The following is a 20972-nucleotide window of genomic DNA, read 5'->3' as shown; positions in this document are numbered from 1 at the left end:
GAAAATCCTTGTTATTGACGAGCCATGCGTTGATTGTTGGCCGGAGCCGCCTGGTGGCTTGAGCGGAACGGGTTGATATCCAGACCGCCGCGACGCGTATAGCGCGCCAGCACGGTCAGATGCTCCGGATGACAGTAACGGCTGATATCGGTAAAGATACGCTCAACACATTGCTCGTGGAACTCGTTGTGCTCACGGAATGAGACGATATAACGCAGCAGAGCTTCGCGATCGATTTTCGGGCCGCGATAAGCGATTTCCACGCTGCCCCAGTCAGGCTGGTTGGTGATCAAACAGTTGGATTTAAGCAGATGGCTGTGCAGTGTCTCTTCGACGATCTCATCGCTGCTGGCTTCCGCGAGCAAAGTATCATCAAAATCGTAGCTGCTGATCTCAATGTCCTGATCGTCGATGCATTCGCCCTGCATAGTCACAATCGGCTGCGCGGTATAGGCCGCCAGAGATTTGACTTCTACCTGAACACTTTCACCCGCGCAGGCCGACAGATCTTTTTGCAGGCAAGCCTGAACTTCAGCCCAGTCAGCAAATCGCGTCTGGTTGAAACTGTTGAGATAAAGTTTGAACGATTTCGACTCGATCAGGTTGGCACTGGTGGCCGGAATCGCGACTTCGCCGATCGCAACCTGCGGCAGGCCTTTGTCGTTCAGCCACGACAGCTCATACAGAGTCCAGATATCACAGCCCAAAAACGGCAGTTCGTTACCCAGATTCAGATCGTTGCGGTTCAGGCTGCGCGGAACCGGCTGCAAAAGGGAAGGATCATACTGGTTGGCGTATTCGGTCTTCTTACCCAGCGTTAAACCCGCCAGCTCTTTTGCGTCAGAATATTTGCTCATACTTTACTGTTAATTCGATTAGAATAACCGGAATTCTACGCAATACCGCCGCGTGTGTCATCTGGCAGGCGCGACTAACCTAACTATGGAGAACGTCATGGCTCACTCAGTGGTTGAGGCCTTATTCTCGTTCAGTCAACGCTACCTTCATGCTTTTGAGCAAACCCATCAGCAATTGCCGTATAACGAAGAACTGCTCGATTGGCCTTCGCCTTGTGTGGTCGAGGTTCTGGCGGATCGAGTGCTTTGGCAACCCGTCCCTCGCACTCCTGCAGCCGATCTCATCAATGTCGAGCAGGGCATTGAGCTGAGCCTGCAACAAGATATCGCTCCCTTCTACGGCGCGCAGTTTGCGGCGGATATGCCAGCCAGCTGGCGTGGCCGTGCGCTGACCTTGTTGCAAGTCTGGAGTGAAGAGGATTTTCAGCGTCTGCAAGAGAACATTCTCGGCCACCTGGTGATGCAGCGCCGCCTCAAACAAAAACCAACCGTGTTTATTGCGACCACGGAAGATGAAATGGCCGTGATCTCCATTTGTAACCTGACAGGCAACGTGATTCTGGAGAAGCTCGGTACTAATCAGCGCGAAGTTCTGACCGCCGATGTGGTCGAGTTTCTGAATCAACTGGAACCGGTGGTGTAAACGATGTACGTAGTAGAACTTCAGTTTGAGTGTTTTGACAACACCACCATCAGCGCCGTCGACAAAGCCATCAATGGTTTGATGGATGCACTGCGTTACAACGGTCAGGTTCTGGGGCGCGAGTTTCCGGTTATTCTGGGTGAGGGCGAATTTTATGTGCGCGCGGTGTGCCCGGAAAAAGAGAGCCTGCATCCGAAGCATCACTCCGACTTTGTCAAGGTATGCATTAGCCGTCTGGCAGAGGCGAGCCTGTTAGCGCCGAAAGTGCGCCTGCTGGGGCGCGATATTAACTCCGAGGAAGCTGCGGAAGCGGAAGCGCCAAGCTGGCAGGTGCTGTATACCACTTACGTGCACACCTGTTCACCACTGCGCAGTGGTGAAAGCTTGCTGCCTATCCCGCTGTATCGTAATGAGCCGACGCTCAACGGCGATCATAAATCGGTGATCAAATGGCAGACGGAGTGGCAGGCGTGTGATGAGATTCAGATGGCCGGCGGCTGCAAAGCGGAGTTTGCTGCACTGCATGAGATTTGCGATGTCGACAGCGATCTGTTCCGCCGTGGCTGGGATTTGCGTGGCCGAATCGAATATCTGACTAAGATTCCCACCTACTATTATCAGTACCGCGTTGGCGGTACCAGTCTGGCGGATGAGCAGGCGCGCAAGTGCCCGAAATGCGGTGGTGAGTGGCTGCTGGACGAGCCGCTGCACGATATCTTTAATTTCAAATGCGATGATTGCCGCATTGTTTCAAATATCTCCTGGGATCATTTGAAATAGCTGAGGTTGTGGACCGGGATTAACCCTGAATGACCGCAACAAAAAAGGTTGGCATGAGGCCAACCTTTTTTTATGCATTTCACGTTGTAAAGGAAGGGATTACCAGCCTTTTACTGCGCCGCCTTGGAAGATATCCGCCGCTGCTTTCGCGACTTCATCGGTCTGGTACGCTTTCAGGAAGTTCTGTACGTTTTCTGCGTTCACGTTGTCTTGACGAGCAACCAGCAGGTTCACGTATGGTGATTCTTTGTTTTCAACGAAGATACCGTCTTTTTCCGGCGTCAGGTTGATAGAACTTGCGTAAGTGGTGTTGATGATAGACAGAGCAACATCATCCAGAGAACGTGGCAGTTGCGCTGCGTCCAGTTCAACGATTTCGATGTTTTTCGGGTTTTCTACGATGTCACGAACCGTGGCAAGCAGACCAGCATCAGCACGCAGTTTGATCAGACCTTGCTTCTCAAGCAGGATCAGAGAACGGCCCAGGTTGGTTGGATCGTTTGGTACTGCGATGCGAGCGCCGTCTTGCAGCTCATCAACCGATTTAACTTGCTTTGAGTAACCCGCGATTGGGTAAACGAAAGTGTTACCAACAATAGCCAGCTTGTAACCACGGTCAGCAATTTGCTGATCTAGGTATGGTTTGTGTTGGAATGCGTTGGCGTCGATTGAACCGTCGTCCAGAGCCGCGTTTGGTGTTACGTAGTCAGTGAAAGTAACCAGTTCTACGTCCAGATTGTATTTCTCTTTCGCAACTTTTGCTGCCACTTCAGCAACCTGTGCTTCAGCGCCTGCGATAACACCAATTTTTACTTTGCTGTTGTCGACGGTTTTTTCACCGCAGCCTGCCAGCACAAGAGCTGAAGCCGCCGCTGCAATGGTCAGTAAACCTTTAAGGCTAAATTTCATGATATTCTCCTTGTTATAAAACTTTTAACGTATCTGTGTTTAATTTTTTAAGATAAAGAACGGTTTATCTGTGATCGACGCGGCGCACCAACGTATCGCCAATCGATTGAATAATTTGTACCAGCACAATCAGCATCACAACAGTCACAGCCATGATAGTGACATCATAACGGTGGAAACCGTAACGAATCGCCACATCACCCAAGCCACCGCCGCCAACAGTGCCCGCCATCGCTGAGTAGCTCACCAGCGTCACCAAAGTAATGGTGACAGAGTTGAGGATGGTTGGCATCGCTTCTGGAATCAGTACTTTCGTGATGATCTGCATTGGCGTTGCACCCATAGATTGTGCCGCTTCTACCAGACCGGTTGGGACTTCCAGCAGAGCGCCTTCAATCAGACGTGCGACGAACGGGATAGCACCAATCGTCAGCGGCACGATAGCGGCCGTTGTGCCGATAAAGGTACCGACTAACAGTTTAGTTACTGGAATGATGGCCACCATCAAAACCAGGAACGGAACCGAGCGACCAATGTTCACAATCGCGCCCAGTACATTGTTCAGTTTGGTGTTTTCCAGCAAACCACCTTTCTTCGTAGTATGCAGAATCACACCCAATGGAATACCCAGAGCAAAGCCGACAATACCGGCAACGGCTACCATGTAAACGGTTTGCCAGGTGGCCATTAAAAGTAGGTCGCTGTTGAGTGACAACCAGCTGCTGATCGTATTAAAGGACATAACCAAGCACCTCGACTTTTACATTGTGGTCACGAAGATATTGCATCGCCGCGATATCGTCTTGTTCATTGCCGTAAATTTCGGCCACCATCATGCCGAATTTGACGCCGCCGGCGTAATCGAGATCAGAACTCAGAATGCTGACATCGATGTTAAATTTGCGCGCGATTTGCGACATCAGCGGTGCATCAACCGTTGAACCGGTAAACTCAAGGCGTACCAGTGGGTAGCTACCTTCCACTCGCTCAGCATTCAGGCGAGCCTGATAATCGTCCGGAATCGACAGATCCAGCGTTGAACGAATGAACTGATGAGCCAGTTCGGTTTTCGGGTGAGCAAAAATATCGCCGACGCTGCCTTTCTCAACCAGTTCACCGCCACCGATGATCGCGACTTCGTGACAGATGCTTTTCACAACATCCATTTCGTGCGTGATCAGCAACATGGTGATGTTCAGCTTACGGTTAATCTCTTTCAGTAGTTCCAGAATCGACTGCGTGGTCGCTGGATCCAGTGCGCTGGTGGCTTCGTCACACAGCAGGACTTTCGGGTCTGACGCCAGTGCACGGGCAATGGCCACACGCTGTTTCTGACCACCACTCAGGTTTGATGGGTAGCTGTCACGTTTGTCAGCCAGACCAACCAGAGTCAGCAGCTCAGACACTTTACGCTCGATGTGCTCATCATCTTTGCCCGACAACTCCAGTGGCAGCGCAATGTTTTCAAATACTGTGCGAGAAGAGAGCAGGTTAAAGTGTTGGAAGATCATGCCGATGTTACGGCGCGTTTCCGACAACTGCTTAGAATTCAGTTTGGTTAAATCCACACCATCCACAATCACTCTGCCGCTGGTTGGAGTTTCTAACATGTTGACACAACGAATTAGAGTACTTTTACCTGCACCAGAAGAACCGATAACACCAAAAATAGTGCCTTGTGGAATATTTAGATTGATGTCTTTCAGGGCATGAATTTCTTTGTTGCCTTGATAAAACACCTTATTAACGTGACTAATCTCAATCATGTGAAAACCTGTGCAGGGATAGCAGTATAAAATTTTGAACTCTCTCTCACTTGGTAGAGGATGCTATGGGTTATCGATTGGCAAGTCAATAGATATTTTTACGTCTAGACGTCTAAACGGTTCGATTGATCAGACGGTTAAGTAATTAGATAGTGATGAAAGAAATAAAGCGTGCAATAATTCCCGCATACAACGTTATTTGAGAGCATTATTTTGGCGAAACCTGCTGTGTTTTTAGACCGTGACGGCGTGATTAATGTCGACCATGGCTACGTGCACGACGAGCACGATTTTGAGTTTATCGAAGGGGTTTTTGAAGCAACGAAGAAGCTGCAAGAGATGGGCTATCTGTTGGTGTTGGTCACCAATCAGTCTGGCATCGCACGCGGCATGTTCAGCGAAGACCGCTTCCTGTCACTGACACAGTGGATGGACTGGAATTTTGTCGATAATGGTGTTGAGTTTGATGGCATTTATTACTGTCCGCACCACGCCGAGCATGGCGTCGGCAAATATAAAGAAGATTGTGACTGTCGCAAGCCAAAACCGGGCATGTTTATCTCGGCGCGCGACTTCCTTAAGATTGATATGGCCAAGTCTGTGATGGTCGGCGATAAAGCCGAAGACATGATGGCTGCGGATGCGGCTGGTGTCGGTACCAAGATTCTGGTTCGCACCGGTAAGCCTGTTACCGAACAGGGCGAGGCGCTGGCCACTACGGTGCTGGATAGCCTACGTGATGTACCCGCCTATCTGAGTGCCCATCGCTAAACGTTTGCAAAAGGTCGCCTCTGGCGGCCTTTTTACTCTTTATCTCCCTGTTGTCTATGCTTAATTCGAGGCATGGAACAGAACATGCCGCGGCTTGCGTGTGGAATTGGGGGATAAAAAGGAGAGGCGTATGAACGTTCGGTTTGTGTGTGTGATGAGTGCGATGGCTCTGCTGGCTGGCTGCTCGTCTTCTGATGAAAATGGCAGAGATGACAGTTATAGCGTCTTCTTTCATTATCAATGTGATGGCCCATCTTCGTTCGACGTTTCTTACTCCACCGGGCAAAGTGCCATCTTACGTTTGTCGGATCACAGTTATCGCCTGATTCAGGTTGCGGCGGGCTCCGGCACCAAGTACATTCTGGATGACCATTCCACACAGGCCAATCCGATTACGCTGTTTACCAAAGGTGACGCGGCGCGATTGGAGGCGAATGGTGTCATATTCAAAAACTGCTGGAGGTAATGTTCGCTCCAGAGTTCCATTTTTCGGTGTGCGGTAAGTTTGCCGCACACACTATCAACATTAGTAGTCGTTATGGGTAAGAAACTCACTATTCTGGATATTGCAAAGCTCTCTGGTGTCGGCAAGTCGACCGTGTCTCGGGTTCTGACCAACGATCCCAAAGTCAAACCGGAAACCAGAGCCAGAGTAGAGCAGGTGATAGCCGATAACGGTTATGTGCCGTCGAAATCGGCGCAGTCTATGCGCGGTGGCAGCCAGAAAGTGGTGGGGGTCATCATCTCCCGTCTCGATTCGCCATCTGAAAACCGCTCTGTCAGCAGTATGCTGCAAGTGCTCTACAGTCAGGGGTATGACGTGGTGATCATGGAAAGCCAGTTTGATCGTGATAAAACCCGCGATCATCTGCAAGTGTTAGCCAAGCGCAATGTGGATGGGGTAATTATCTTTGGTTTTACGGGGCTCGATATGAACGCGTTAATGCCGTGGCACAACCGCGCTGTGGTGATCGCTATGGACTCAGAACTTGTCTCTTCAATTAACTACGATAATCAGGGCGTGATCCGCCAGGCGATCCGCTATCTGGAGCAGCAACAACTGACGAATATTGCGTTTATCGGCGTCAACCCAAAGGATAAAACCACGGGGGAAATGAGGCTGCAAGCCTATCTTGACTGGTGCCAAGATCAGCGTACCACGCCGGTTTATCAGACGGGGGAGCTACACCATGAAAGCGCGTACCATCTGGTGGACAAAGTGCTGACCGACAGCACCCATGCGATTGTCTGTGCCAGTGATACCATTGCAATGGGCGTGATCAAACGCTTGCAGGAGCGCCAGCGCGAAGATGTAGTGGTCACTGGTGTCGGCGGCAATGAACTGCTGTCGTTTTTGTTTCCCAATGTTTACAGTGTCGATCCCGGTTATCGCCAAGCCGGTGAGCAGGCCGCCAACCTGCTCATTCAGCACTTGTGCGGCGAGATCGACGAATGTGTGCATCTTACCCAGAGCCCGGCAGGCGCCGCTTAATTTCACTGTGACTGCGGCGCTTACGGTGTAGCACTCAAGCGTCGTTATCCTTTTCCCTCTATTGTTTCCTTCCCTGTTTTTACCTTTCAGTTGCTCGTTGGTGAGATCGCATTTTTATGGGCGATTTCTGCGCACATTGTGATCTTTTTCAATTTATGGGACTGTTCCCATTTTTCTTCATTATTAAGTGTGTCAATATGCTCACCACTTAGTGGGAATGTTCCCATTTTAAATCAACTATTATAAATGAATAACCAATAGGGTGGACGAGGATATGAGTAAGATAGCGAAACAAGACGTTGCGCGTCTTATTGAGCTGGTCGGTGGCAATGAAAACATTGCCAGCGTAACGCACTGCCTGACACGGCTGCGTTTTGTGCTTAATGAGCCGGGCAAAGCCGATATTAAACAGCTGGAAGCGATGAATCTGGTCAAAGGCTGCTTTACCAACGCCGGCCAGTTTCAGGTCGTGATTGGCACCGAAGTCGATGAAGTCTACAAGGTGTTACTTGAACTGACGGGGCAAAGTGGCGCGTCTAAAGATGAAGCCAAGCTCGCGGCGCGTCAGAACATGAACATTCTCGAGCGTGGCATTTCCCATTTGGCTGAAATTTTTGTGCCGCTGCTGCCTGCCATCATTACCGGTGGTTTGATTCTCGGTTTTCGTAACGTCATCGGCGACATTCGTATGTTCGATGGCAAAACTCTGGTCGAAATCAGTCAGTTTTGGGCCAGTGTTCACTCTTTCCTGTGGTTGATCGGTGAAGCCATCTTCTTCTTCTTGCCAGTCGGCGTGTGTTGGTCGACGGTGAAAAAGCTCGGCGGGACGCCCATTCTGGGCATCACACTGGGGATTACTTTGGTGTCGCCACAACTGATGAATGCCTACCTGATTGGTAAGCAGGTGCCGGAAGTGTGGGATTTCGGCTGGTTTGTGATTGAAAAAGTGGGCTATCAGGCGCAGGTGATCCCGGCCATTCTGGCGGGCGTGGTACTGGCGTTTATCGAGACCAACCTGAAGCGCATCGTACCGGCCTATTTGTATCTGGTGGTGGTGCCGTTTGTGTCCATCATTCTTTCGGTGATTCTCGCCCATGCCTTTATCGGACCATTTGGTCGCGTGCTGGGCGATGGCGTGGCGTTTGCGGCGAAAGCGGCCATGACAGGTGACTTTGCTGTGCTGGGTTCGATGGTGTTTGGCTTCCTATATGCGCCATTGGTGATTACTGGGATTCACCACACCACCAACGCAGTGGATCTGCAATTGATGCAGGATTTGGGCGGCACGCCGATTTGGCCACTGATTGCGCTGTCCAACATTGCGCAGGCATCTGCTGTGGTTGGCATCATCCTGATCAGTAAGAAAGAGGGCGAACGCGATATCTCGGTTCCGGCGGCGATTTCAGCTTATCTGGGAGTGACGGAACCTGCGATGTACGGCATCAACCTCAAATACAAATTCCCGATGCTGAGCGCAATGATTGGTAGCGCGCTGGCGGCGGCCATCTGTGGCAGCTTTGGCGTGATGGCGAACGGGATCGGTGTCGGTGGTCTGCCGGGTATTCTGTCGATTCAGCCTCAGTACTGGATGGTGTTCTTGATGGCGATGTTGGTGGCGATTGCGGTGCCGATTGTGCTGACGCTGTTCATGTACAAGCGCGCGCAAGCCAAAGGCCAGCTGACCGCGGCAGAAGCCTAACCCTTTCTTTTTCAGAGTGGCCGTTGGCCGCTCTGCTATTTCTGATTTCAGGTAAGTGAGTTTACGTCATGACGACACAATTAACGGACGCCAACTGGTGGAAGACCGCGGCGATTTATCAAATTTATCCGAAAAGTTTCTGTGACAGTGCAGACAAAGGCACCGGTGATATTCCTGGCATCATCACTAAGCTGGATTACCTCAAAACACTGGGCATTGACGCCATCTGGCTGACGCCGGTGTATCAGTCACCGATGATCGATAATGGCTACGACATTTCCGACTATTATGCGATTAACCCTGAGTTTGGCACCATGGCGGATTTTGACCGCCTGCTGGAGCAAGCGCATGCCCGTGGCATTCGCATCATCATGGATATTGTGGTCAACCATACGTCGACCGAGCACGCTTGGTTCCAGTCGGCGCTGGGGGATAAAGCCAGCCCGTATCGCGATTACTACATTTGGAAGTCGCCAATCAATGGCGCTGAGCCGAACAATTGGCAGTCTAAGTTTGGTGGCAGTGCTTGGGCGCTGGATGAAGCGACCAATGAATATTATCTGCATCTGTTTGCTAAAGAGCAGGCGGACTTGAACTGGGAAAACCCGAAAGTTCGTCAGGAGGTGAAAGACATCATCGCGTTCTGGGCGGAAAAAGGCGTGGACGGTTTTCGTCTCGATGTAATTAACCTGATTTCCAAGCAACAAGATTTTGCCAATGATGACCTTGGTGATGGCCGCCGTTTTTACACCGATGGGCCGCGTGTGCATGAATATCTGCAAGAGATCAGTCGCGAAGTGTTCCAGCGTTATGGCAGCGTGACGGTGGGAGAAATGTCATCAACCACCTTAGAACATTGCCAGCAGTATTCATCGCTGGACGGCAAAGAGCTGTCGATGGTGTTTAACTTCCACCATCTCAAAGTTGACTATCCGAACGGTGATAAGTGGACTCGCGCGCCGTTTGATTTTCTGCAGCTCAAGCAGATTTTCAATCATTGGCAGACGGGGCTTAATGGTAAAGGGTGGGGGGCGCTGTTCTGGTGTAACCACGATCAGCCGCGCGTGGTTAGCCGCCTGGGGAATGACAAAGAATATCGTGAACTGTCGGCCAAAATGCTGGCGGCGTCCGTGCACATGATGCAAGGCACGCCATACATCTATCAGGGCGAAGAAATCGGCATGACTAACCCCGGTTACACGTCCATCGATCAGTACCGCGATGTGGAAAGCATCAATATGTACGACATCATGGTCAATCAGGGCACGACTTCCCATGAGGAGATGATGGCGATTTTGGCGCAGAAGTCGCGGGATAACTCACGCACGCCGATGCAGTGGAATGCAGGGCCTCAAGCGGGCTTTACGCAAGGCACGCCTTGGCTTGCGGTGGCAGGCAACTATCGCGATATTAATGCTGAGAAGGCGGCCGCTGATCCAGACTCGGTGTTTTATTTTTACCAGCGCTTGATTGTGCTGAGAAAAGAAGTGCCGGTCATTACGCACGGTGATTATCGCGATCTGTTGCCCGAGCATAGCGAGATCTTTGCTTATCAACGCCAGTCCGCAACGCAGACCTTAGTCTGTCTGAACAACTATTACGGACAAGAGAGTGAATGCGTGCTGCCCGCTGAGCTGGATGTCAGCCGGGCGCGTTATCTGCTCGGTAACTATGCCGACATAACTGAACACAATGTCTCAGTTCATCAGATTCTTCGACCGTACGAAACCCGCATCATCCTGATTGAATCCCCCCGATAAGATTCAACCGTGCTACGCCCCGCGAAGCGGGGCTTTTTTAGTGAGGATGTTCGGTGGTTGTTGAGGTACTTTCCTTTGGAAATTGCGCTTGTAGGAAAGGCAGCAGCAGTAAGCCGATGATGGCTGCGCAGACGGAAATCACAACGAAGAACCCTTTCCAATGAAAGGCCTCGAGCACTAAGGCCAGTGGATAACCCGCCAACGCTGCCCCCATGTAAGCAAACAGGCCTACAAATCCGGTTGCTGCGCCTGCAGAGTCTTTATGCGAGCACTCTGCCGCTGCCATGCCGATCAACATTTGTGGTCCAAACACAAAGAAGCCGATTGCAAATAAGCCTGCCGCTTGAAACGCAAAATTGGTCACTGGCATCAGCCATAAGGCGGCGACCGATAAAAAAATGCCGATGGCAAACAATAGGTTCATGGGGCCACGGTTTCCGGCAAATAAACGGTCTGACCCCCATCCCGCAACCAGTGAACCGATAAAACCGCCGACTTCAAACAGTGAGACGGCCGTATTGGCGTCAATCAATGTGTAATGGTGTTGTTCGGTGAGATAGAGGTTGCCCCAGTCATTGATGGCGGTACGCACGATGTAAACCAGTACATAACTGAAGGCGAGTAACCAGATGTATTTGTTGTTGAATACATAGGTTTTGAGTATCTCGCGATAACTGAGCCCACGGCCTTCGTTTTCCTGAGCTTTCTCCAGCGGATCATTGCGCCACTGACCAATACTCGGCAGCCCCAATGTGGTCGGGCGATCTCGCAGCCGCCAACAGAGAAACAGACCGATCACCACGCCGGTGATGCCAGGAACAACAAAGCCATGTCGCCAACTGTAATGCAGCGTAAGATAACCGACCACGATGGGAATCAGCGCGCCACCCACGTTATGGGCGGTATTCCACAGCGCCCAGCAAAAGCCGCGTTCTGAGCGGGAATACCAAGTGGTCAACAATTTGGAGCACGAGGGCCATCCCCAACCTTGAAACCAAGCGTTGAGGATCCACAGCAGCATAAATATCGTCACTGAACTGGCAAAGCCAAAGGCGATGTTAATCAGACCTGTTGCAATTAAGCCCAATCCCATAAAAAAACGTGGGTTGGAACGGTCAGAGATCGTGCCGGACAGAAATTTAGAGCAGCCGTATGTGATGTAAAACAGCGTGCCAATTAGGCCCAAATCGCCTTTATCCAGCCCCAAATCGGCAACAATCGCCGGTGCCGCATAGTTGAAGGTTTTTCGTGTGAAGTAGAAGCCAGCATAGCCGATGTACATCCCCAGCATGATATGCCATCGCCAATAGTGATAGGTTTGGTTCACCTGTGTTTGGCTCAGAGGGCGCGGTGATGTTTTAGCACTTAAAAATCCGAACATAGAACCTCACAATACCGGCAATTGAATATCGATACGGGTGCCTCGATATTGTTCGTGAATCGACTGAAGCTGGAATCGCCCTCCAAGGGCTTGGACTCGTTCTTTCATACCACGCAGTCCCATACCCTTCATACACTCTTCGAGTTTAAAGCCAACGCCATTGTCTGCAATGGTCAACTTGACATGCTCATAGACTTCCAAACGTATTTGAATGCGAGTTGCATGAGCGTATTTGCAAGCATTGTTGAGCGATTCCTGACACAGCCGAAACAGTGTGACATTGAGGGTGTCGCTGAGGGTGTGAATGTCACCTTGCCAGTCAAAGCGAATGTCCACGCCTTGCACATCAAACTCCATCTCGCGTACCAGTTGCTCGACGGCATCTGTAAGGTTTAAATCATCGAGTGTTTTGGGCCTGAGTTTGGTCAGCAAACTTTTGGTGGTGTCATACACATTGAGCGATAAGTTTTCAATTGTGTCAGCGCAGTGAAAGCTGAGCGCTTCTGGCTCGCTGCGCTTGATGATGCTGGCTTGCGTGCGAATTGCAGTAATGTTTTGACCGATTTCATCGTGCAATTCACGTGCAATCTCTTTGCGTACGGACTCTTCAGCGGTAATTAATTGACGGGCTAAATTTTGGTTGCGAGTCAACTCACTGCGTAGCTTCAGGTTAAGATCTTTTTGCCTTTGAACGGCCATGCCAAGCAGGATACCGGTCAGGCTTTGAGCGGTTAACGACAACAATAGATCGGTAATCTCCAAATTGGACACACCGCTTCTTGCTGCGATAAGTGCCACACTGTTGAGTAGGGTTGCCAACAGCGCGCCTTGCCAACCGTATCGAAACGCGAGCAGGATAATCGGTATGGCGAGGCAAAACGGTGCGAAGCGCCGCAGTTCATCGGGTAAGCTGGTTTGAAGCAAAATACTGGCAATAAACAACGAGCTATACAGCAGAATATGACGAACTTTAAATTCGATTTTGCGCGTCACCAAATTGGAGGTCAGTGGCATCCAAACACTCTGAAAGAGGTAGTTCCAGAGCAGATAACAACTGGGGACTAACATCAATCCACCTGTGATGCTGACGAGTCCTGTCATGTAAATCGAGCTCACATGCGCACTGATGGCAAGCACGTTAATCAGGCTCGTGAGTAGGATCAATGCGCCCATGACACTCAAACGGCGCCACTGTTCGCCATAATAATAGCGTTTGAAAAACCAAGTGACGGGTAAGCTGGATACACTGGCAAGTAGGATCATCAACCATTGAGGTTGTTCCAGTAACACGGCCAGAGCAATGGTTAACACCCATTCCGAAGCGTACAGCGCTGGCCAATATGAATTGCGGGTGTGCAAGGCTAATCCTAAACGCAGCGCGAAGGGGAAAAAGACAATTGCCAGTTCAGGATCGTTGACAAAGTAGTAAGCGATCACCCACAAACAGAACCAAGCACAGCAGCTCATGAAAAAACCGCACAGTGACGTCAGCAGATAGTGACGCATTAAACGAGTTCATCCGGGAATAATTTGGCCAACTCGACATTGTTTTTGACCCCGAGCTTGTCCATGGCATTAGCGCGATGAACGTGAACCGTTTTGTAGCTGAGTCCCAATTGAGCGGCGACTGTTTTGACGTCCAATCCTTCTGCCAGCATACGACAAACTTCTTTTTCTCGTTTGGTCAATTGATCGGCTTGGGCGGCGGTTTTCTTCGGTGTGGCAAGACGAAGCGCAATATCTGGGGTGAGATAGCAGCCGCCATGGGCACTGGTTCTGACCGCTTGCACCAACTCTTCTGGGCTGCATCGTTTGCTGAGGTAACCACGGGCTCCAAGCTCTAATGCTTTTTCCACCATCGCTGGCGAATCATGCACGCTAAGCATGACCACAGATATGGCGGATGGGATCTCGGCCATCAGAGTTAAACCGCTCTCGTCGGGCATTGAAATATCCAGAATGACAACATCAGCATGGCATCCGGGAAGGTGGCGACGCGCTTCTGCGACAGAGCCATACTCACCGACGATCTGAATGTCGCTTTCCAAGTTGAGGAGCTGAGCAAAACCAGAACGAACGATGACGTGGTCATCAACAAGCACAACATTAATCAAGGTAGCCACCAGTGTGGGTCAGAACGAGAGGCGGGTAAGTTTACGAAAAATGACAAGAAGCACAATGAGTATGCTTTTTTACGATAAAGAGAAGGGTTGTTATGCGCGCCCATAGTGAGCGCGCATGGTGTCGTTAAGCTTCGGCGTTCGCCAGAGACAGTTTCTTCTGCTTGCGGATTTTCTTTTCTTCCGCAATGGCAACGAAGACCAGCAACGCAATACAGATAAAGGCTGATGTATCCAAAGCGGCGAAGGTACCTTTCCAGCCCGTCAGGCCAAAAATTGGTGTGCCATCGGCGATCATGCCCAGACCCAGTTTCGCGAAGCTGTCCCCGATCAAGTAAGCAAATGTCCCTTTCACGCCATCGGCTACAGAGATGGCTTTTTTCGGTACGAAACCAACCGCGGCAACACCAATAAGAAGCTGAGGGCCAAAGACCAAGAAACCTAGAACAAACAGCGATGCCAGATACATAAACTCGCTGGTGGCATGTTGATAGAATTCCAACGAGACGATGATTAATCCCAATGAAATACAGGCAACCAGAGCGCGACGTCCATTAGCGAGATCAGAGAGATAACCCCACATCAACGTGCCGACCAAAGCACCGACTTCGAACAACGTAAAACCAGAAATAGCCGCTTCTTTGGACAAACCCAGCTCTTGATAAGCGTACACTGTTGACCACTGGTCGATACCGATTCGTACGATGTAGAGAAAGATGTTGGCAAAGCACAGTAACCAAATCACTTTGTTTTTCAGTACGTATTCCACAAAGATTTCGCGCTTGGTCATGTGGTTTTCTTCTGCGGCGGAGTCTTCTTCACTGATAGCTTCACCAAATAACTCTTCTACTTTACCCAGACCATAAGACTCTGGTGAGTCGCTACCGTAGCGTAAACCGATGAAGCCGACGATCAATGCAATGATCGATGGAAAAATAAACATGCCGATCACGTGGCCATCAAACAGATAGTTGGCACCGAATAAGGCGACACCTGCTGCGCCTGCGCCTCCAACGTTGTGTGACATGTTCCACAATCCAAGATAGGAACCACGTTTGTTACGAGGGGTCCATTTGGTGATGGTTGAGTAACTTGATGGGCCGCCGGTACTTTGGAAAAAGCCACTTAAGCCGTAAAACGCGATCATCAAGAAGAGACTGACGCTGCCGCCACCCATACTGAAGCTAAAGCCCAGCATAGCAAGGCCAGATAAGATCAGCATAAAAGGCAGGAACTGTTTAGTGTTCTTGCCATCGGCGTAATAGGACACCACGGTTTTACCAATGCCGTATGTTATGGAGAAGCCCAAACCGATCAACCCCAGCTCAGTCATGGAGAGGCCGTAGGTTGAAATCATGTCGTTTTGTGCAACGTTGAAGTTTTTACGAATCAGATACATGGTCATGTAACCGATAAATACAACCAGATAAGATTGCATGAACGGTTTGAACCACATTTTTCTTCTGACTTCGACGGGTAAGTCCAAAGTTGGCTTACGTACCTGTTCGAGGAAATTTAGCATAGAAGATTCTCGTTTCAGAAAGTACAAAAAAAGGGGTAGTACAGGAACTGACTGTCTGAAAATCATTCTAGGGATTGCCTTGGTGTGTCACATGAGAGCTTGTCTTAAGCCGAATAGGAAATATTCCTAGATTAGCTAATATGACTATCAAAACGTGAATGTAATCACACAGGGGCGTCAGGGGTAATGGGAGATTCCTATGACGTCGGAGACATCTCCAGCGTTTTAAACGGTCACAAATCACAGGCAACAAAAAAGCCAGCTCGATGAGCTGGCTTTCAGTGTATGGTGGAGGGGGACGGATTCGAACCATCGAAGGCGGAGCCGGCAGATTTACAGTCTGCTCCCTTTGGCCACTCGGGAACCCCTCCAGGGGTTTTTATACTTAACTGACGTTTTCCCAACATCGCCAATCAAGTTTTTCTCTAGCGAGAAGAATATGGTGGAGGGGGACGGATTCGAACCATCGAAGGCGGAGCCGGCAGATTTACAGTCTGCTCCCTTTGGCCACTCGGGAACCCCTCCAGGGATTTTTATACTTAACTGACGTTTTCCCAACATCGTCAATCAAGTGTTTCTCTAGTGAGAAGAATATGGTGGAGGGGGACGGATTCGAACCATCGAAGGCGGAGCCGGCAGATTTACAGTCTGCTCCCTTTGGCCACTCGGGAACCCCTCCAGGGGTTTTTATACTTAACTGACGTTTTCCCAACATCATCAATCAAGTTTTTCTCTAGTGAGAAGAATATGGTGGAGGGGGACGGATTCGAACCATCGAAGGCGGAGCCGGCAGATTTACAGTCTGCTCCCTTTGGCCACTCGGGAACCCCTCCAGGGGATTTTTATACTTAAGCGACGTTTTCCCAACGCATCACTCAAGTGCGGAGCGCATCTTATCAAACTCGCTCCCTCTGTAAACCCTTTTTTTGTCTTTTTGAATTGAATGCTGCCTTTTTCGTCAAAGAAGCCAATAAATTAGCGTTTTGCTGGAGTAAATCACAGTGTTACTTACAGTTTCAGCCCTATCTTTACGTTCCTTGACGTTCAAAAAAAAGATTAGGGGTTACAATATAAAAAGTGACCTCTTTTCTGAACCTTACTATGAAAAAAACAATACTTTTCTCTGTAACGCTGGTGGCTACATTTTTCTATCCAGTAGCCTTCGCCGCCGGCGCTGCCAAAGCGATTCCTGTGGTGATTGAATCTGTGCAGACGCACCAGGTTTCGCAAACCCTTTCTTTGGTCGGCAAACTTAAGGCCGAACAATCCGTCAACATCTCACCGGAAGTGACGGGTAAAGTCGATACGATTGCTGTCCGGGCCAGTCAGCAGGTGAAAAAAGGCCAATTGTTGGTGCAATTAAATGACGATAAGTCACGTGCAGCAGTGAATGAAGCCAACGCCTATCTGCGTGACGAACAACGTAAACTGACCGAGTTCGAGCGCTTGGTCAAACGCAATGCGATTACCCAAACTGAAATCGATGCGCAAAAAGCCAGTGTAGAAATTGCTCAGGCGCGTTTGGATGCCGCAAAAGCGAATCTGGACGATCTTCGCATCACGGCTCCGTTTGATGGCACGGTCGGCTTCATTGATTTTAGCCGGGGTAAAATGGTCAGTGCCGGGAATGAGTTGCTGACGTTGGATAATCTCTCTTTGATGCAACTTGACCTACAAGTTCCTGAACGTTACCTGTCGAAAATCAAACGTGGCATGAAAGTGCTGGGAGAAACCAACGCCTGGCCCGGCCAAGTGTTTGAAGGCAGCGTGGTAGGGATTGATTCACGTATCAATCAGGAAACGCTCAATCTGCGAGTGCGCATTCATTTCAACAACAAAGAGCGTTTACTTAAACCGGGCATGCTGATTTCAGCCAAACTCGACTTTGAACCGATCAGCGCGCCTATTATTCCTGTGCAGGCACTCGAATACTCGGGCACTAAACGTTTTGTTTACGTGGTCGGTGACAACCATAAAGCGACCCGCACCGAAGTGCATCTGGGTGCCCGTATTGAAAATGAAGTGGTCATTGAAGATGGCCTCAATATCGGTCAGCAGATTGTGGTGCAGGGCATCGTCAACATGCGCGATGGCGCAACGGTGACTGAAGTGGATACTTCCGGTCAACCGCTTGAAAAAGGTAAGCAATAATGTGGTTGTCTGACGTCTCCGTAAAGAGACCAGTCGCCGCTGTTGTGCTCAGTATGCTGCTGTGCGTGTTTGGCTTCGTCTCTTTTTCTAAATTATCGGTGCGGGAAATGCCGGACATTGAAAGTCCGGTGGTGTCCGTCACCACTCGTTACGATGGCGCTTCGGCCACGATCATTGAAAACCAGATCACGTCAGTGCTGGAAGATCAGTTGGCCGGGATCAGTGGTATCGATGAAATTTCTTCGGTTACCCGCAACGGCAGTTCGCGGATCACCATTACGTTTGAACTGGGTTATGACCTCAATACTGGCGTGAGTGATGTGCGCGATGCGGTCGCCAGAGCGCAGCGCAACCTGCCGGATGAAGCGGATGATCCGCAGGTGTTTAAAAATAATGGCTCAGGGGAAGCGTCGGTTTACATCAACCTCAGTTCTTCGGTGATGGACCGAACTCAACTGACCGATTATATCGAACGCGTATTGGCGGACCGGTTCAGTCTGATCTCCGGTGTGAGCTCGGTTGATATTTCCGGTGGTCTGTACAAAGTGATGTATGTACGGTTGAAGCCCCAACTGATGGCCGGTCGCGGAGTGACAACCGCGGATATTTCCAGTGCACTGCGCCGGGAAAATATTGAAAGTCCGGGCGGTGAAGTGCGCAACGATTCCACCGTGATGTCCGTCCGCACAGCTCGAACGTATCGTACGCCTCGTGATTTTCAGTATCTGGTGGTGAAACACGCCAGCGATCGTACCTCAATTTACCTGAAAGATGTCGCCGATGTGTTCATTGGCGCAGAGAACGAGAACTCGACCTTCAAAAGTGATGGTGTGGTAAACGTCAGTATGGGGATTGTGCCGCAGTCGGACGCCAATCCACTGGATGTTGCCAAACGAGTACATGAAGAAGTGGACAAGATTCAAAAGTTCCTACCGAAAGGGACACGTTTAGCCATCGATTATGACTCCACCGTATTTATCGAGCGTTCGATAGAGGAGGTCTACAGCACACTGTTTATTACTGGCGGGCTGGTTATCCTGGTGCTGTACATCTTTATTGGCCAGGCTCGAGCGACATTGATTCCGGCCATTACGGTGCCCGTATCGCTGATTTCCTCCTTTATCGCTGCGTATTATTTTGGTTTCTCCATCAACCTTATCACCCTGATGGCACTGATCCTTTCCATCGGCCTGGTGGTGGACGATGCAATCGTTGTGATGGAAAACATTTATCACCATATTGAGCAGGGTGAGAAGCCTTTGATGGCGGCCTACAAAGGCGCGCGTGAAGTCGGCTTTGCGGTGATTGCCACTACGTTAGTGCTGGTGATGGTGTTTTTGCCGATCTCGTTTATGGACGGTATGGTCGGGTTGCTGTTTACCGAATTCTCGGTGCTGCTGGCGATGTCGGTGATCTTCTCCTCGCTGATTGCGCTGACGCTTACGCCAGTTTTGGGCAGCAAAATCCTCAGAGCGAACGTGAAGCCGAACGGTTTTAATAAGGCGGTCGATTTTCTGTTCGGTAAGCTGGAAAGCGGTTATCGCGCGGTATTACAAAAAGCGCTGAAATGGAAATGGGCCGCGCCAGTCGTGATTCTGGCGTGTGTCGGCGGCAGCTACGGACTCAATCAGATGGTGCCTGCGCAGCTGACACCATCGGAAGACCGTGGTGTGATCTTCGCATTTGTCCGCGGCGCTGATGCCACCAGTTATAACCGCATGGCAGCCAACATGGATTTGGTTGAAGAGCGGCTGATGCCAATGCTTGGCAAAGGCTTCCTCAAGTCGTTTAGCATTCAATCTCCGGCGTTTGGGGGCAATGCGGGTGACCAGACTGGCTTTGTGATCATGATTCTGGACGACTGGAATGAACGCAGCGTCACAGCTCAGGAAGCGCTGGGTAAAGTGCGTAAAGCGCTGGCGGGTATTCCGGATGTGCGCGTGATTCCGTTTATGCCGGGATTCCGCGGGGGTTCCAATGAGCCAGTGCAATTTGTTCTCGGTGGTTCAGATTACAACGAGTTAAGACACTGGGCGGAGCTGCTGGAAGCCGAAGCGGCCAAATCATCAATGATGACAGGCGTAGATATCAACTATTCGGAGAAAACACCGGAGTTGGTGGTCACTGTTGATCGTCAGCGTGCAGCGGAGCTGGGCATCAGTGTGCAGGATATTTCCGATACGTTGGAAGTGATGCTGGGTGGTAAGAGCGTAACGACGTTTATCGACCGAGGTGAAGAGTACGATGTGTATCTGCGTGGTGATGAGAACAGCTTTAATAACGCAGCGGATCTGACGCAGATATACATGCGTACGGCTTCCGGCGATCTGGTGACGCTTGATACGGTGACCAAGATTGAGGAAGTCGCATCTTCGATTCGCCTTGCGCACTACAACAAGCAGAAAGCGATCACGATTACTGCCAACCTCGCAGACGGTTATACACTGGGACAAGCGCTGGATTTTCTTGATCAAAAAGCCTTGGAAGTGCTGCCAAGTGACATCTCGGTCAGCTATTCCGGTGAATCGAAAGACTTTAAAGAGAACCAGTCGAGCGTGGCTATCGTATTTGCCTTGGCTTTGCTGGTGGCCTATCTGGTGTTGGCGGCGCAGTTTGAAAGCTTTATCAACCCGCTGGTGGTGATGTTTACCGTACCGATGGGCGTATTTGGTGGTTTCATTGGCCTGACGCTTATGGGGCAGGGGATGAACATCTATAGCCAGATCGGTATGATCATGCTGATTGGTATGGTGACCAAGAACGGTATTCTGATTGTTGAATTTGCCAACCAGCTGCGAGACAGAGGTTTGGCGTTCGAGAAAGCAATTGTGGATGCGTCGGCAAGGCGCCTGCGTCCGATTCTGATGACAGCGTTCACCACGCTGGCAGGATCAGTGCCGCTGATCCTCTCTACCGGAGCGGGCTATGAAAGCCGCATATCCGTCGGTACGGTGATTTTCTTCGGTATGGGCTTTTCAACCTTGGTGACGCTGTTTGTCATTCCGGCGATGTACCAGTTGATATCTCGCTCGACACAAGCGCCGGGGCATATCGAAGCTGAGTTGCACCGCGAGCTTGGCTACGACGTCAAATCGCGTCAAACCCACGAATAATAAAAAAG

The 20972-nt window shown here is 50.3% G+C and carries 17 protein-coding genes and 4 tRNA genes; 9 read left to right on the top strand and 12 right to left on the bottom strand.

Annotation, left to right across the window (positions count from 1 at the left end):
- Positions 1–11: 11 nt before the first annotated feature.
- A complete protein-coding gene (gene queF / locus LGV68_RS06960; protein ID WP_020328079.1) occupies positions 12–857 on the bottom strand; it encodes an NADPH-dependent 7-cyano-7-deazaguanine reductase QueF in 846 nt (281 codons plus the stop codon).
- Between the two features lie 97 nt (positions 858–954).
- Between queF and syd the strand changes: the two genes are divergently transcribed.
- Positions 955–1500: a SecY-interacting protein gene (gene syd / locus LGV68_RS06955; protein WP_172557123.1), complete on the top strand. Its 546-nt coding sequence runs from the start codon at positions 955–957 to the stop codon at positions 1498–1500.
- A 3-nt stretch (positions 1501–1503) separates the two neighbouring features.
- Entirely contained in the window at positions 1504–2280 is a 777-nt protein-coding gene (locus tag LGV68_RS06950; protein WP_252536406.1) for a Zn-ribbon-containing protein, read from the top strand.
- 99 nt (positions 2281–2379) lie between these two features.
- Here LGV68_RS06950 and LGV68_RS06945 read toward each other — a convergent pair whose 3' ends face one another.
- From LGV68_RS06945 to metN, 3 genes are all read right to left on the bottom strand, one after another.
- The gene (locus tag LGV68_RS06945) at positions 2380–3189 is read right to left on the bottom strand and encodes a MetQ/NlpA family lipoprotein (protein ID WP_020328076.1); all 810 of its coding nucleotides are present in this window, start codon (positions 3187–3189) and stop codon (positions 2380–2382) included.
- 64 nt (positions 3190–3253) lie between these two features.
- Complete coding sequence (locus tag LGV68_RS06940) at positions 3254–3931, bottom strand: methionine ABC transporter permease (protein ID WP_020328075.1); 678 nt, start codon at positions 3929–3931, stop codon at positions 3254–3256.
- Positions 3921–4955 (bottom strand): methionine ABC transporter ATP-binding protein MetN, encoded by a 1035-nt coding sequence (gene metN / locus LGV68_RS06935; protein ID WP_222752282.1) that lies wholly within the window; start codon positions 4953–4955, stop codon positions 3921–3923. The genes LGV68_RS06940 and metN overlap by 11 nt, the downstream gene beginning before the upstream one ends.
- A 213-nt stretch (positions 4956–5168) precedes the next feature.
- Between metN and gmhB the strand changes: the two genes are divergently transcribed.
- From gmhB to treC, 5 genes are all read left to right on the top strand, one after another.
- Positions 5169–5726 (top strand): D-glycero-beta-D-manno-heptose 1,7-bisphosphate 7-phosphatase, encoded by a 558-nt coding sequence (gene gmhB, locus LGV68_RS06930; RefSeq protein WP_020431363.1) that lies wholly within the window; start codon positions 5169–5171, stop codon positions 5724–5726.
- Between the two features lie 130 nt (positions 5727–5856).
- On the top strand, positions 5857–6192 hold the full coding sequence (locus LGV68_RS06925; protein WP_020431361.1) for an MliC family protein: 336 nt from the start codon (positions 5857–5859) through the stop codon (positions 6190–6192).
- Between the two features lie 72 nt (positions 6193–6264).
- Positions 6265–7218 (top strand): trehalose operon repressor TreR, encoded by a 954-nt coding sequence (treR, locus tag LGV68_RS06920; RefSeq protein WP_047457310.1) that lies wholly within the window; start codon positions 6265–6267, stop codon positions 7216–7218.
- Positions 7219–7492: 274 nt separating this feature from the next.
- On the top strand, positions 7493–8917 hold the full coding sequence (gene treB, locus LGV68_RS06915; protein ID WP_024374286.1) for a PTS trehalose transporter subunit IIBC: 1425 nt from the start codon (positions 7493–7495) through the stop codon (positions 8915–8917).
- 68 nt (positions 8918–8985) lie between these two features.
- Positions 8986–10677 carry an alpha,alpha-phosphotrehalase gene (treC, locus tag LGV68_RS06910; RefSeq protein WP_252536405.1) on the top strand — a complete coding sequence of 564 codons (1692 nt, stop codon included), beginning with the start codon at positions 8986–8988 and terminating at the stop codon, positions 10675–10677.
- Positions 10678–10714: 37 nt separating this feature from the next.
- Here the strand turns inward: treC and LGV68_RS06905 are convergent, their stop codons facing one another.
- The 8 genes from LGV68_RS06905 to LGV68_RS06870 form a co-directional block, all read right to left on the bottom strand.
- Complete coding sequence (locus LGV68_RS06905) at positions 10715–12058, bottom strand: MFS transporter (protein ID WP_212571345.1); 1344 nt, start codon at positions 12056–12058, stop codon at positions 10715–10717.
- Positions 12059–12064: 6 nt separating this feature from the next.
- Positions 12065–13564: a signal transduction histidine-protein kinase/phosphatase UhpB gene (gene uhpB, locus LGV68_RS06900; protein ID WP_222743707.1), complete on the bottom strand. Its 1500-nt coding sequence runs from the start codon at positions 13562–13564 to the stop codon at positions 12065–12067.
- Positions 13564–14172, bottom strand: coding sequence for a transcriptional regulator UhpA (gene uhpA, locus LGV68_RS06895; protein ID WP_154184658.1), 609 nt, complete (start codon positions 14170–14172; stop codon positions 13564–13566). Before uhpA ends, uhpB begins: the two co-directional genes overlap by 1 nt.
- A 133-nt stretch (positions 14173–14305) precedes the next feature.
- Positions 14306–15700 (bottom strand): hexose-6-phosphate:phosphate antiporter, encoded by a 1395-nt coding sequence (uhpT, locus tag LGV68_RS06890; RefSeq protein WP_222752276.1) that lies wholly within the window; start codon positions 15698–15700, stop codon positions 14306–14308.
- A 286-nt stretch (positions 15701–15986) separates the two neighbouring features.
- A tRNA-Tyr gene (locus LGV68_RS06885) sits at positions 15987–16071 on the bottom strand.
- Between the two features lie 69 nt (positions 16072–16140).
- Positions 16141–16225: transfer RNA gene (locus tag LGV68_RS06880), tRNA-Tyr, on the bottom strand.
- 69 nt (positions 16226–16294) lie between these two features.
- A tRNA-Tyr gene (locus LGV68_RS06875) sits at positions 16295–16379 on the bottom strand.
- Positions 16380–16448: 69 nt separating this feature from the next.
- Positions 16449–16533, bottom strand: a tRNA-Tyr gene (locus LGV68_RS06870).
- Between the two features lie 268 nt (positions 16534–16801).
- On the opposite strand from LGV68_RS06870, the gene LGV68_RS06865 reads away from it, so the two are divergent.
- Together LGV68_RS06865 and vexH are read left to right on the top strand one after the other, a co-directional pair.
- The gene (locus LGV68_RS06865; RefSeq protein WP_252536404.1) at positions 16802–17851 is read left to right on the top strand and encodes an efflux RND transporter periplasmic adaptor subunit; all 1050 of its coding nucleotides are present in this window, start codon (positions 16802–16804) and stop codon (positions 17849–17851) included.
- Positions 17851–20964, top strand: a complete 3114-nt coding sequence (gene vexH / locus LGV68_RS06860; RefSeq protein ID WP_252536403.1) for a vibriobactin export RND transporter permease subunit VexH — start codon at positions 17851–17853, stop codon at positions 20962–20964. The genes LGV68_RS06865 and vexH overlap by 1 nt, the downstream gene beginning before the upstream one ends.
- Positions 20965–20972 lie beyond the last annotated feature (8 nt).

It is taken from the genome of Vibrio sp. LQ2 (assembly GCF_023920125.1).
GTDB lineage: Bacteria > Pseudomonadota > Gammaproteobacteria > Enterobacterales > Vibrionaceae > Vibrio > Vibrio fluvialis.
This window is presented reverse-complemented; position numbering and strand designations above follow the sequence as displayed.